Raw genomic sequence first — 13,888 nt, 5'->3', positions numbered from 1 at the left:
AGCGGGGCCGCGTCAAGACCCTGTCCGGGATAAGGTCGGGACCCGAAGATCAGAAAGGCGGACCGGTGGCGGGAGCGGCACGGCGGCGCGACGGGCAGATCGCCCAGGAGCGGATGCTGGAAGAGGCCATGGCGGCGATCGCCGAGGACGGGCTGGCGGCGCTCACCATGTCCGCGCTCGCCGAACGGCTCGGCACCAGCGGCGGCCACATCCTGTACTACTTCGGCAGCAAGGACCGGCTGCTGCTGGAGGCGCTGCGCTGGAGCGAGGCCCAGCTCGCCACCGAGCGGGCCGGACTGCTCGGCCGACGGGTCACCGCCCACCGCAAGCTCGCCCTCTTCACCGAGCTGTACCTGCCGCGCGGCCCCCGGGACCCGCGCTGGACCCTGTGGATCGAGCTGTGGGCCCGTACGGCCTCCAACGAGCCGCTGCGCGCCGCCCAGCAGGAGATCGACGACGGCTGGCAGCGCGACCTGGAGGCGCTTCTCACCAGGGGCGTCGGCCAGGGCCGCTTCGCCGCGGTGGACGTGCCCGGCCGGGCCTCGGAGCTGCTGGCCCTGCTGGACGGGCTGAGCACCCGCGTCGTCCTGGGCCAGCCCGGCGCGGACCGGTCCGCCGCCCTGGAACGGGCCCGCTCGGCCACCGCGGCCCTCATCCCGCACCTCTAGGGTCCTCCCGGGAGCGGGGCGCCCCTGCCGGAAGCGGGGCCCGCCGCCGCCCGGCTCCTGCGGCAACGGCCGGGCCCGCCCGGTGCGTGGTGCACCGGGCGGGCCCCTGTTCCCTCACCGCCCTCGGCCGGCGGCCCGGGGGTCACGACGTTGCGGCCGGGGCGCCCTCCGCGGTGCCGTAGTACGCCTGCCGCATCAGCTGCCGCATGTCGTCGATCATCGGCATCCGCGGGTTGGCGGGGGCGCACTGGTCGGCGTAGGCGTTCATGGCCTGGGCCGGCAGGGCGTCCACGAAAGCCCGCTCGTCCACGCCCTCCTCGGCGAAGGAGGCCGGGATCCCGCACTTCGTGCGGAGCTCCTCGACGGCCCGGGCGTAGGACTCGACCCCCTCGGCGGGGGTGGCCGCCGGCAGGCCCAGCGTCTTCGCGATCTCCTGGAAGCGCTCCGGCGCCCGGTAGACCTCCGCCTTCGGCCACGGGGTGGCCTTGTGCGAGACCGTGCCGTTGTGGCGGATCACGTGCGGCAGCAGGATCGCGTTGGCGCGGCCGTGGGCGACCTTGAAGGTGTTGCCCAGGGTGTGCGCCATGGCGTGGACCAGGCCCAGGAAGGCGTTGGCGAAGGCCATGCCCGCGACCGTCGAGGCGTTGTGCATCTTCTCGCGGGCCTCGGGGTCGTTGGGTCCGTCGACGACGCAGCGCTGGAGGTTCTCGAAGATCAGCTTGATCGCCTGGAGGCAGAGGCCGTCGGTGTAGTCGTTCGCGTACGCGGAGACGTAGGCCTCGGTGGCGTGCGTCAGGGCGTCGAAACCGGAGTCCGCGGTGACGGTGGGCGGCAGGCCCATCGACAGGACCGGGTCCACGATGGCGACGTCCGGGGTCAGCGCGTAGTCGGCGAGCGGGTACTTCTGGGCCGCTGCCGGGTCGGAGATGACGGCGAAGGGCGTGACCTCGGAGCCGGTGCCCGAAGTGGTCGGGATGGCGACCATCTTCGCCTTCGCGCCCAGCGAGGGGAACGTGTAGGCGCGCTTGCGGATGTCGAAGAACTTCTCCTTCGTGTCCCCGAACTCCACCTCCGGCCGCTCGTACATCAGCCACATGATCTTCGCGGCGTCCATCGGAGAGCCGCCGCCGAGGCCGATGATCGTGTCGGGCCGGAACTCGCGCATCAGCGCGGCCCCCGCCCGTACGGTGGCCAGCTCCGGGTTGGGCTCGACGTTGTCGATGACCTGGACGGCGACCGCGCCTTCGCGGGCCTGGAGGATGTCGGTGACCTTCTGCACGAAGCCGAGGGAGACCATCGTCCTGTCGGTGACGATGGAGACGCGGTTGACGCCGCCCATCTCGCCGAGGTAACGGATGGAGTTGCGCTCGAAGTAGATCTTCGGCGGGACCTTGAACCACTGCATGTTGTTGTTGCGCCGTCCGATCCGCTTGATGTTGACCAGGTTCACCGCGGTGACGTTGCCGGAGACCGAGTTGTGGCCGTAGGAACCGCAGCCGAGGGTCAGCGAGGGCAGGAAGGCGTTGTAGACGTCGCCGATGCCGCCGAAGGTGGAGGGCGAGTTGGCGATGACGCGGACCGCCTTGACCCTGCGGCCGAACTCCTCGACGAGCTCCTCGTCCTCGGCGTGGACGGCGGCGCTGTGGCCCAGTCCGTGGAACTCCACCATCGCGGAGGCGAGTTCGAGGCCGTGCTCGGTGTCGCGGGCCCTCAGGGCGGCCAGTACCGGGGAGAGCTTCTCGCGGGTCAGCGGCTCTCCCTCGCCGACCTCGTCGCACTCGGCGAGCAGCAGGGAGGTTCCGTCGGGGACGGTGAAGCCGGCCTGTTCCGCGATCCACCGCGGGGACTTGCCGACGACGGCCGGGTTCAGCTTCGCGCCGGAGCAGTCGGCGGCGTGGGCCGTCGTACCGAAGACGAACTGCTCCAGCTTGGCCTTCTCGGCGGCGCTGACCACGTGGGCCCCGAGGCGCCTGAACTCGGCGATGCCGGCCTCGTAGACCTCCTGGTCGAGGATGACGGCCTGTTCGGAGGCGCAGATCATGCCGTTGTCGAAGGTCTTGGAGAGCACGATGTCGTGGACGGCGCGGCCCAGCCTGGCGCTCTTGTGAACGTACGCGGGAACGTTGCCGGCGCCGACGCCCAGGGCCGGCTTGCCGCACGAGTAGGCGGCCTTGACCATGGCGTTTCCACCGGTGGCGAGGATGGTGGAGACCCCCGGGTGGTTCATCAGCGCGCCGGTGGCCTCCATGGAGGGAACGGTGACCCACTGCACGCAGTTCTCGGGGGCGCCGGCGGCGACGGCCGCGTCGCGCACGGTGCGGGCGGCCTCGGCGGAGCAGTTCTGCGCGGAGGGGTGGAAGGCGAAGATGATCGGGTTGCGGGTCTTCAGCGCGATCAGGGCCTTGAACAGCGTCGTCGAGGTCGGGTTGGTGACGGGGGTCATCGCGCAGATGACGCCGACCGGTTCGGCGATCTCGGTGATGCCGTTCAGCTCGTCGCGGCGGATCACGCCCGCCGTCTTCAGCCCGCGCATGGAGTTCACGACGTGTTCGCAGGCGAAGAGGTTCTTCACGGCCTTGTCCTCGAAGAGGCCGCGGCCGGTCTCCTCGACGGCGAGCCGGGCGAGCTCGCCGTGGCGTCCCAGTGCCGCGAGGGATGCCTTCTTGACGATGTGGTCGACCTGCTCCTGATTGAAGGACTCGAACCGGCCGAGCGCCGCGAGCGCACCCTGGACCAGTCCGTCCACCATCTCGTTGGCCTGCATGACGGGAACTCCTTCATTTCGACCCGGCCCGAACCGGCGACCCGCTGATTTCCTGACGCCTCAGCCTGATGACTCAATTCGACACCCGAAAACGTATGCCGGAGTGCCGAAAAAGCCCCTTTCGGGGAGGACGAAAGCCCTTTCGCGCCCACCTCGACCCCGTCGATCCCCCACGTGACCTGGGCATATGCCGAAGGACCAAAGACCCCCGCGCGATTGTGAAATCTTTCACAAGAATTCAGCGCGAAGTGCGCCCTACCGCGCTCCTCCCTCAGCGAGCACAATCACCGTGACGGCCCGCGTCAACCGTGAGGGAGGGAGCGCGTGCGCCATCAGGTGCGTACCGCCGAAGGCCGCGCTCTGACCGTGGAGCGCTGGGGCGATCCGGAGGGCAGGCCGGTCTTCCTGCTCCACGGCACCCCCGGCAGCCGCCTGGGACCCGCGCCCCGGGGCATGGTCCTCTACCAGCGCCGGATGCAGCTCATCGCGTACGACAGACCCGGCTACGGCGGCTCCGACCGCCACCCGGGCCGCACCGTCGCCGACGTGGCCCAGGAGGTGGCCGTGATCGCCGACGCCCTGGGCCTGGACGCCTTCGCCGTGGCGGGCCGCTCCGGCGGCGCCCCCGGCGCCCTGGCCTGCGCCGCCCTGCTCCCGGACCGCGTCACCCGGACGGCCGCCATGGTGGGACTGGCCCCCTGGGACGCGGAGGACCTGGACTGGTTCGCCGGGATGGCCGACTCCAACGTCCAGGAGTACACCACCGCCTTCGACGACCCCGAGGAACTGGCGGCCCGGCTGATCCCCCGCGCCGACGGCATCCGCAAGGACCCCGGCCGGCTCCTGGACGAGCTGCGCCAGGACCTGACGGCCAACGACCGCATGATCGTGTCGGACGCCGGCCTGCGGTCGATGCTGCTGCGCAACTACCGCGAGGGATTGCGGACTTCGGCGTACGGATGGATCGACGACGCCCTCGCCTTCAGCCGCCCCTGGGGCTTTGACCCCGCTGACATCCGCTGCCCGGTGCTGATCTGGCACGGGGAGCTGGACGTGTTCTCCCCCGTCGGCCACTCCCGTTGGCTGGGCCGTCGGATCCCCGGCGCCACCACGACCATCGACCCGGCCGGCGCCCACTTCGCCGCCCTGCGCGCGCTGCCCGACGTGCTGAACTGGCTGCTGCGCGACGTCCCGGCGCCCCCGGTCAGCGAACAGCAGCCCGCGTAGCGGAGGCGGAGGCGGCGACGCCGGGCCATCGGGACGCCGGGACGCCGGGACGCCGGGACGCCGGGACGCCGGAAACCGTCCGCCGAAAGAAATGGATCTTGCCGTGCGGCGAACGGCCGAATACGCCCACCGTGAAATCAACGGCGCTTTGCCTAGAACGCTTGACCAGGCGTCATGTCTCAGTTGCCAATGGGGTGTGGCCGAGTAAAGTCCACGCTTGACGGCAGCGGCCCGTTGTTGTCATTCACCTGCCCATTCCACATGGCTCCCCCAAGGACGGTGTCGTGAACACTTCCGCAACCCCCGCGACCAGCACGGTCAAGGCCCGCCGGACCCCGCTCGCCCAGATCGACGTCCGCAGCGCCTCGGCGACGGCGACGCTCGGCCGTGTTCTGCCGGCGGAATCCGGTCGTTCGGTTCAGGCACCGATCTTCAACTCCGCTCTCTGACGGTGAAGCAGGCGCTCTAGACTGCTGGAATGACCGGCCTGATCGCATTTCGCGAGATCGTCCTGAAGGTTCACAGCAGATGCGATCTTGCTTGTGATCATTGCTACGTCTACGAACACGCAGACCAGAGCTGGCGGGCCCGGCCGAAGGTGATCTCCCCCGAGGTCATCTCGCGTACCGCGTCACGGCTCGCCGAGCATGCCCGTGACCATGCACTCCCCTCTGTCACGGTGATTCTCCACGGAGGGGAACCCCTGCTGGCCGGCACCGCCCGGCTCCGGCTCGTGTGCGAGGAGTTCACCCGGGCCCTCGCCGGAACGGCCGCGCTCGACCTGCGGATCCACACCAACGGGCTCCAGCTCGGCAGCCGCCACCTCGACCTCTTCGACGAGTTCGGCGTACGGGTCGGCATCTCCCTCGACGGGGACCGCGCGGCCAACGACCGCCACCGCCGCTTCGCGGACGGCCGTACGAGCCATCCCCTGGTCCTGGCCGCCGTCGCCCTGCTCCGCTCCCCGCCCTACCGCCACCTCTACCAGGGCCTGCTGTGCACCGTGGACGTCGCCAACGACCCGGTCGCCGTCCTCGACGCGCTCGTCGAACTCGATCCCCCGCGCGTGGACTTCCTCCTCCCCCACGCCACCTGGGACACGCCCCCGGCCCGCCCCGACGGCGCCCCCGACGCGTACGCCCGCTGGCTGCTGCGGGTCTTCGACCACTGGGAGCGCCACGAGCGCCCGGTCCCCGTACGCCTCTTCGAGTCCCTGCTCTCCACCCTGCGCGGCGGCCCCAGCCTGACCGAGTCCCTGGGCCTGGCGCCCACCGACCTCGTCGTCGTCGAGACCGACGGCACCCTGGAGCAGGTGGACTCCCTCAAGAGCGCCTACGAGGGGGCCGCGGCCACCGGGTTCAACGTCTTCGACCACGCGTTCGACGAGGTCGCCGCCCATCCCGGGGTCCGCGCCCGGCAGCTGGGCCTCGCGGGGGTCAGTGAGACGTGCCGCCGGTGCCCCGTCGTACGTTCGTGCGGCGGCGGGCTGTACACCCACCGCTACCGCGACGGGGGCTTCGACAACCCCTCCGTGTACTGCACCGACCTGCGCGAGCTCGTCGACGGGGTGGAGGGCCGCGCCGCGGCCCGGGAGACCGCGCCGCAGCTGGCCGACCCGGCGGAACTCGTCCGGTCCCAGGAGGAGCTGACCCGGGTGCTGCTGGCCCGGCTGCACGCCGACCTCGCCGACGAGCCCGGCTGGGCCCGGGCCTGGGAACTGCTGGCCGCGGTGGAGGAGGCCGGGGACGCGGGCGCCGACGCCCTGGACGCCGTACTGGACCACCCGTTCACCCGGACCTGGGTGCTGGCCGCCCTGGACACGGCGCGCGGGGACCGGCACTCCGGCGCGGCGCCTGCGGGCGGCTCCGGCCCCGGTGCCGGCCCCGCCGAGGCCGCCCGGAGGCTGACCGCGCTGACCGCCGCGGCCGTGCTGCGGGGCGGGCTGGACCTGCCGGCCGAGGTGGCCTACCGGGACGGCGAGGTGTACCTCCCGACGCTGGGCCTGCTGCGCCTGGGCGCGCCCGGCACCGAGGGCCGGGCCGCGCTGCGGGCCACCGGCGCGGGGTACGCCGTACGGGACGGCCGCACCGAGCACCGCTTCGGGCCGGCGGCGGGCGACGCGCGCTGGCAGCCCGTACGGACCTGGTCGCCCGGGCCGGACTCCGCCCCGGTGGCACTGGAGGACCTCGACCCGTACCGCACCTGCTTCGCCCGCCCGCCCAGGCTCCGGCTCGGCGCCGGGGAGGCCGAGGAGTGGCGCGGCCGGCTGGACGGGGCGTGGGCGCTGCTGCGCGCCTCGCTGCCGGAGTTCACCCGGGCGGCCACCGCCGGGCTGAGCACCCTGACCACGCTGACCCCGCTCGCGGGCGGCCCCCGGGCGGGCGGCTGGGGCGAGGCGGGGCGGCACGGCCCCGGGGCGCTCGGGGTGCCGTACGCGGCGGGGGTCCCGGAGACGGCGCTCGCGCTGCTGACCGGGCGGCGCCGGGCCCGGCTGCGGGCCCTGACCGAGGTGACCGACCTGTACGCGCTGGACGGGCAGTGGCAGCACCCCTCCCCGTGGCGGGAGCGGCCCGTCCCGGTGTCCCGGCTGCTGGCGGACGTACACGAGCGGGTGGCGGTGGAGGCGTACCGGCGGGCCACGACGGCCCCCGAGCCGGGGGCCTCGGACGCCATCCACCGGGCCCTGGACCGGCTGTCGGGAGCGGCCGAGCTGACGGTCACCGGCAAGCGGCTGGTGGCGGAACTGCGCTGGGAGCTGAAAGCGGTCGACGCGTGAACGCCGCGCCGGGAGCCGTGGGCCCGGCCGGGCCACCCGGCCCGTCCGGCCCGCGCGGGACGCCGGGCGCGCTGACCCTCGCGGCCCAGCTGCGGCGGCTCGGCGTGCGCCCCGGGACGCTGCTGATGGCCCACGCCTCCCTGAGCGGTACGGGGCTGCGCGCCGAGGTGCTGCGCGAGGCCCTGACCGGCCTCCTCGGACCCCGCGGCACCCTGGTGGTCCCGGCGTTCACCGCGTCGAACTCCACCACGTCCGCCGGCCACCGGCGGCGGACGGCGGGACTGACCCCGGAGCAGGTGGCGGCCTTCCGGGAGCGGATGCCCGCCTACGACCCGCTGCTCAGCCCCAGCGAGGGGATGGGCGTCCTCGCCGAGGCCGTCCGCACGGCGCCGGGCGCCGTGCGCAGCGCCCACCCGCAGACCTCGTTCGCCGCCGTGGGCCGGGACGCGGCCCGGATCTGCTCGGGCCACCGGATCGAAAGCCACATGGGCGAGGACTCCCCCCTGGGAAAGCTGTGCTGGGAGGGGGGACAGGTACTCATGATCAATGTGGGGTTTTCCGTCTGCACCGCTTTCCATCTCGCGGAGTATCGAATTCCGAAGCCCCCCTTGCGCATGTACGAGTGTGTGGTGAAGGTGAACCATCCGGGGGTCCGGCAAGGGCGTCAGCAGGGGGGAGAGTGGACCGCGTACGAGGACGTCGAGCTGGACGACAGTGATTTCGCGGAGATCGGCGGGACGTTCCCGGATTCGCGGGTGCGCAGGGGTCTGGTGGGAGGGGCTTCGGCCATGCTCTTCTCGATTCCGGACGCCGTCGATCACGCCCGCGAATGGATGACCGAAAACAGACGCTGATTGACTGAACGATGAGGGGATGTGGCGATGCAGCTCCGGAATGATGTTTCTTCGCTCGCATCTTCGGGACGGGGGGCGTGTGCCCGCATCAGTGCAGCCGTACTTTTTTCTCAGTTATGCGCATACACCGAGATTCGGGGCCGGGGGGCCCGACCCGGACATGTGGGTCGAGCGTCTCTTCCGCGACCTCTGCAGCCACGTCATGGCCCTGACGGACCTTCCCGCGGGCTCGGACGCCGGGTTCATGGACCGGGAGATACGCAGCGGCGAGGGCTGGTCGGAACGGCTCGCGGCGGCGCTCGCCACCTGCCGGGTGTTCGTACCCCTCTTCTCGCCGAGGTATTTCGCCAGTGAGATGTGCGGGAAGGAGTGGTTCGCCTTCTCGCAGCGCCTCATCCAGAAGAGCGCCATCACCAACGAGTCGGCCGACGCCATCGTGCCGGCGTTATGGGTGCCGGTCCCGCCCGCCCAACTGCCGGGTCCCGCGGAGCGGTTGCAGTTCAACCACAACACCTTCGGAGAGCGGTACGTCACCGACGGCCTGTACGGGCTGATCAAACTGCGCGGATACGCGGAGCAGTACGAGCGGGCCGTGTACGAGCTGGCCAAGCGCATCGTCTCCGTAGCCGAGACCGTCCGCCTGGCCTCCACCCGCCCGGTGGACTACCGGGGCATACCGAGCGCCTTCGGCACGCCCGGGAACGCCGGCCGCACCCTCCAGGTGACCGTGGCGGCCTCCTCCCGGCATGACCTGCCGGAGGGCCGCAGCCCCGAGTACTACGGGGACAGCGCGCTGGAGTGGAACCCGTACCACCCGGTCTCGCAGAAGCCCATCGCGTACGTGGCCGAGGACCTGGTCCGGTCCCTCAACTACCGCACGACCATGGCCACGTTCGACGACGAGGCGGGGCACTTCGACAGCAAGCAGCCGCCGACCCGCCCCGAGATCCTGATCGTCGACCGCTGGGTGGTCGAGGACGAGCACCGCCGCCAGCGCCTCGCCGCCTTCGACCAGGAGTCCCGCCCGTGGATCAACGTGGTCGTGCCCTGGAACCGCTACGACCACCAGAGCCGGGCGAAGGAGGACGAACTGACCCGGCGTCTGGAGGAGACCCTCCCCGTCAAGATGGGCCAGGGCCGGGCCGCGTGCCGGGCCGCGGCCAACGGTGTCGCGAACATGGAGACCCTCGGCCAGATCCTGCCTCAGGTCGTCGAGGCGGCCGCCCAGCAGTTCCTCAGACACGCCCAGGTGTACCTGCCGGCCGGCAGCACCCACACCGAACGCCCGCGGCTGATCGGGCCGATGGGGATGAACGAGCCGTTCACACCCGCGCCGTCCGTTCCCTTCCCGCCCGATGCCCAGCGCGCGCACACCGCAAGCAACGACGGCAACGACGGCAACAACGCCGACGACGCCGACGACATCGACCGGGGGGACGCGGATGACAGCCAGTCGTGACAGCGACAGCCGTGACGGACGGATCGTCACCTTCTACTCGTACAAGGGCGGTACCGGCCGCACCATGGCGCTGGCCAACACCGCCTGGATCCTCGCCGCCAACGGCAAGCGGGTCCTCGCCGTGGACTGGGACCTCGAGGCCCCGGGCCTGCACCGCTTCTTCCACCCCTTCCTGGACCCGTCCACGCTCGGGGCCACCACCGGCGTCATCGACCTGATCAGCGAGTACGCCTGGGCCGCGACCAGCCCGGTGGCCCGGGCCGACGACTGGCACAAGGACTACGCGCGCATCCAGCCGCACGCGGTCTCGCTCACCCCGGAGGTCCTCGGCTGGGAGTTCCCGGACGGCGGCACCCTCGACTTCGTCTCGGCGGGCCGGCAGAACCGCGAGTACTCCGCGACCGTCTCCACCTTCGACTGGGACAACTTCTACGACCGGCTCGGCGGCGGCCTCTTCTTCGACGCCTTACGCGCGGACATGAAGCGGAACTACGACTACGTCCTCATCGACAGCCGTACCGGCCTCTCCGACATCGCGGACATCTGCACCGTCCACCTCCCCGACGTCCTCGTCGACTGCTTCACCCTCTCCGACCAGTCCATCGACGGCGCGGCGTCCGTCGCACGGCAGATCGACGAGCGGTTCGGCGACCGGGGCATCACGATCTACCCGGTCCCGATGCGGATCGACGAGGGCGAGAAGGAGAAGGCCGACGCGGGCCGGGCCCTGGCGCGGATCAAGTTCGACCGGTTCCCGGGCGGCCTCGTCGGGGAGGAGCTCACCTCCTACTGGGGCGCGGTGGAGATCCCGTACCGCCCGTACTACGCGTACGAGGAGACCCTGGCGACCTTCGGCGACGAGGCCGGGCTCACCAACTCCCTCCTCTCCGCCTTCGAACGCCTCACCACCGTGGTGACCGGCGGCGAGGTCACCTCGATGCCGGCCATCGGCGACGAGGTCCGGCTGCGCATCCGGGACGCCTTCACCCGGCGCCGCCCCGCGCTGCCCGCCGACCTGTTCCTCTCGTACGTCGCCGAGAACCGCATGTGGGCCGACTGGATCGAGTCGGTGCTCACCCGGGCCGGCTTCCGGGTCGTCCCCCGGGACGTCTCCGCCGAGCCATCCCCGGCCGGCGGCTCCGGCGGCGGGTCCGCCACCGGCTCCGGCGCGGGCTCCGGCGGCGACACGCTCGGCGGCGCGGGCCTCGGCGTCGACACCGCCGCCCGGACCGTGGTGCTGCTCTCCAGCGCCTACCTCAAGTCGGCCCGCGCCGTGGACGTGTGGAACCGGGCGGCCGCCGAGGACCCCACCGGCGGCCGGCGCCAGCTGGTGCCGCTGCGGGTGGGCGACGTACGGCTCGCCACGCCCTACATCGACCGCAACCCGGTGGACCTGTTCCGGCTCGACGAGGTGCACGCCACCACCGCCCTGCTGCGCGCGGTGGAACGGCCGATGGCCCTGCCCGACAGCGTCAACAGCGCCTCGCAGCCCGGTCCCCGGTTCCCGGGGACCGTCCCGAAGATCTGGAACGCGCCGCCCCGCAACACCGGGTTCACCGGCCGCAGCATCGTGCTGGAGCGGATGCGCGACCAGCTCGGCGGCGGCATGGCCGTGGTGCTGCCGCAGCCGCAGACGCTGTACGGGCTCGGTGGCGTCGGCAAGACCCAGGTGGCGCTGGAGTACGTGCACCGGTTCATGGCCGACTACGACCTGGTCTGGTGGATCTCCTCGGAGCAGACCGACGACGTGGTCGCGGCCCTCGCCGAACTGGCCGTAAGGCTGGGGGCGCAGACCGGGGAGGACATGGCGTCCGCCTCGCAGGAGGCGATCGACCTGCTGCGGCGCGGGGTGCCGTCCTCGCGCTGGCTGCTGGTCTTCGACAACGCCGACGACCCCGAGACCCTCAAGCGGTTCTTCCCGCCGGGCGGTCCCGGCCACGTGCTCGTGACCTCCCGCAACCAGTCCTGGTCGCAGTACGGCGACGCGCTGCCCGTGGACGTGTTCCTGCGCGAGGAGTCCATCGAACACCTCCAGCGCCGCGCGCCCGGGCTGTCCACGGACGACGCCGAGCAGGTGGCCGTCGCGGTGGGTGACCTGCCGCTGGCCGTCGAGCAGGCCGGCGCCTGGATCGCGGAGACCGCGACGCCGGTGTCCGCGTACATCGAGCAGCTGGCGCAGCAGGCCGCCCGGGTGCTGGGCCTGAACCAGCCGCCCGGGTACCCGGAGCCGGTGGCCGCCACCTGGAACGTGTCCATCGAGCGGCTGCAGTCCCGCTCCCCGGCCGCCGTGCGGCTGTTGCAGCTGTGCGCCTTCTTCGCGCCGGAGCCGATCTCGGCGAACCTGCTCTACAGCAAGGAGATGATCGACGCACTGAAGCCGTACGACTCCTCCCTCCAGGAGAAGCTGGTGCTGGGCCGGGTGATCCGGGAGATCGGCCGGTTCGCGCTGGCCAAGGTCGACCAGGTCAGCAACAGCATCCAGGTCCACCGCCTGGTCCAGGCGGTGATCCGGGCGCAGTTGTCGCAGGAGGAGCAGGACGAGGCCCGGCACGCGGTGCACCGGATCCTCGCGGGGGCCCGTCCGGACGACGACGAGCCGATAGACAACCCGGAGACCTGGCCGCGGTTCAACACGATCTGGCCGCACCTGACCCCCTCCGACGCCCGTCACTGCAAGGAGCCGGAGACCCGCCGGCTGCTGATCGACCGGGTGCGTTACCTGTGGAAGCGCGGGGACTTCAAGGCCGCGCACCAGCTGGGCGAGGAGCTGCGCGAGGTCTGGAAGGAGACCCTGGGCGGCGACGACCTGCAGTACCTCTACCTGCGGTTCCACCTCTCCAACATCCTGCGCTCGCAGGGCCGCTTCGTGGAGGCGATGGAGCTGGACGAAGGCACGCTGGAGCGGCAGCGGGACGCCCTGGGAGCCTCGCACCCGCACACGTACATGACCACCAGCGGTCTGGCGATGGACCTGGGCGCGCTCGGCCGCTACGGCGAGGCGATGGAACTGGCGACGGCCGCGCACGAGGGCTTCGGGCAGATCTTCCACGAGGCGCATCCGCGCACCCTGGCCGCCGCGAACAACCTGGCGCTGAACCTGCGCATGGTCGGCCAGTACTCCCGGGCCCGGGAGATCGACCAGGAGGTCTTCGACCGGCGTACGGAGGTGCTGGGCCCGGACCACCCGTACACGCTGTCCTCGGCGCAGAACCTGGCCCGTGACCTGCGCGAGGTGGGCCGCTACGACGACTCGGTGCAGTTGCTGGCCCGGACGTACGAGATCTACAAGCGGCAGCTCGGGTGGGCGTTCCCGGGCACGCTGTCGGCGGCGAAGAACCTGGCGGTGTCGCTGCGCCGGGCGGGCGAGCTGGAGGACGCGCTGCGGCTGACGACGGCGACCCGGGGCCGCTACCGGGCCAAGTACACCTCGGTCAACCCGGACCTGCTGGCCTGCGAACTGAACCTGGCCGCGGACCTGTTCGCGACCGGGGACCCGGGCGCGGCGCGGGACCTGGCGCAGGAGGTGGTCGACGAGTACATGAAGGTGCCGGGCGCGCGGCACCCGTACACCCTGGCGGCCGTCAACAACCTGGCGGTGTTCCACTGGGGCACGGGGGCGGCGGAGACGGCGGAGCCGATGCTGCGGCAGACGATCGGGCACATGCGCGAGGTGCTGGGCGACAACCATCCGCACACGATCTTCGCACACCTGAACCTGGCCAACGCCCGGGCCGACCTGGGCGATCCGGAAGGGGCCCTGGAGCTGGAGCGGCTGTCCGTGATGCGGCTGCGCGAGGCGCTCGGCGCGCACCATCCGGAGACCCTGGCGAGCGCCTCCAACATGGCGGTCAGCCTGGACTCCATGGGCCGCAAGGAGGAGGCGGCCCGGGTCCGTGCGGAGGCCGTGGCCGAACTGACCCGGCTGCTCGGCGAGGAGCACGGTCTGACCCGCTACGCCCGTGACGAGCGGCGGGTCCACCGCGACCTGGAGCCCCTCGCCGTGTGATCCGACCGCGGGCGGTGGGGCCGCGCGGCCCCCCCCCCCCCCCCCCCCCCACAGGGGGGGCGGTGTACCCCCCCAAGTACATTAGACACCAGGGCCAGGCCGCCCCCATACAAAACACCCACCACGCGGAAGGA

Annotated in this window: 8 protein-coding genes; 7 read left to right on the top strand and 1 reads right to left on the bottom strand. The window is 71.9% G+C overall.

Annotation, left to right across the window (positions count from 1 at the left end; all coding sequences use genetic code 11):
- Positions 1-65: 65 nt before the first annotated feature.
- The gene (locus ABT106_RS15915) at positions 66-668 is read left to right on the top strand and encodes a TetR/AcrR family transcriptional regulator (protein ID WP_351277172.1); all 603 of its coding nucleotides are present in this window, start codon (positions 66-68) and stop codon (positions 666-668) included.
- A gap of 142 nt (positions 669-810) precedes the next feature.
- On the opposite strand, the gene adhE is transcribed toward ABT106_RS15915, so the two are convergent.
- A complete protein-coding gene (gene adhE, locus ABT106_RS15910; RefSeq protein WP_351277169.1) occupies positions 811-3,432 on the bottom strand; it encodes a bifunctional acetaldehyde-CoA/alcohol dehydrogenase in 2,622 nt (873 codons plus the stop codon).
- 324 nt (positions 3,433-3,756) lie between these two features.
- On the opposite strand from adhE, the gene ABT106_RS15905 reads away from it, so the two are divergent.
- The 6 genes from ABT106_RS15905 (at position 3,757) to fxsT (ending at position 13,754) form a co-directional block, all read left to right on the top strand.
- Positions 3,757-4,659, top strand: a complete 903-nt coding sequence (locus tag ABT106_RS15905; RefSeq protein WP_351277167.1) for an alpha/beta fold hydrolase — start codon at positions 3,757-3,759, stop codon at positions 4,657-4,659.
- Positions 4,660-4,943: 284 nt separating this feature from the next.
- The gene (gene fxsA, locus ABT106_RS15900; protein WP_267722526.1) at positions 4,944-5,108 is read left to right on the top strand and encodes an FxSxx-COOH cyclophane-containing RiPP peptide; all 165 of its coding nucleotides are present in this window, start codon (positions 4,944-4,946) and stop codon (positions 5,106-5,108) included.
- Positions 5,109-5,137: 29 nt separating this feature from the next.
- A complete protein-coding gene (gene fxsBH, locus ABT106_RS15895) occupies positions 5,138-7,435 on the top strand; it encodes a radical SAM/SPASM protein FxsBH, inactivated beta-hydroxylase extension form (protein ID WP_351277164.1) in 2,298 nt (765 codons plus the stop codon).
- Complete coding sequence (locus tag ABT106_RS15890) at positions 7,432-8,289, top strand: AAC(3) family N-acetyltransferase (RefSeq protein ID WP_502979387.1); 858 nt, start codon at positions 7,432-7,434, stop codon at positions 8,287-8,289. The genes fxsBH and ABT106_RS15890 overlap by 4 nt, the downstream gene beginning before the upstream one ends.
- 43 nt (positions 8,290-8,332) lie before the next feature.
- The gene (locus ABT106_RS15885) at positions 8,333-9,748 is read left to right on the top strand and encodes a TIR-like protein FxsC (RefSeq protein ID WP_351277222.1); all 1,416 of its coding nucleotides are present in this window, start codon (positions 8,333-8,335) and stop codon (positions 9,746-9,748) included.
- The gene (gene fxsT, locus ABT106_RS15880; RefSeq protein WP_351277161.1) at positions 9,732-13,754 is read left to right on the top strand and encodes an FxSxx-COOH system tetratricopeptide repeat protein; all 4,023 of its coding nucleotides are present in this window, start codon (positions 9,732-9,734) and stop codon (positions 13,752-13,754) included. The genes ABT106_RS15885 and fxsT overlap by 17 nt, the downstream gene beginning before the upstream one ends.
- Positions 13,755-13,888: the final 134 nt, after the last annotated feature.

This window comes from Streptomyces sp. NPDC002044, assembly GCF_040296725.1.
Classification (GTDB): Bacteria; Actinomycetota; Actinomycetes; order Streptomycetales; family Streptomycetaceae; genus Streptomyces; species Streptomyces antarcticus.
This window is presented reverse-complemented; position numbering and strand designations above follow the sequence as displayed.

Bases quoted from the DNA above. Each gene is read 5' to 3' on its own strand.
- fxsT (WP_351277161.1), top strand. From the start codon at position 9,732: ATGACAGCCAGTCGTGACAGCGACAGCCGTGACGGACGGATCGTCACC.
- ABT106_RS15885 (WP_351277222.1), top strand. From the start codon at position 8,333: ATGTTTCTTCGCTCGCATCTTCGGGACGGGGGGCGTGTGCCCGCATCA.
- fxsBH (WP_351277164.1), top strand. From the start codon at position 5,138: ATGACCGGCCTGATCGCATTTCGCGAGATCGTCCTGAAGGTTCACAGC.
- adhE (WP_351277169.1), bottom strand. From the start codon at position 3,432: ATGCAGGCCAACGAGATGGTGGACGGACTGGTCCAGGGTGCGCTCGCG.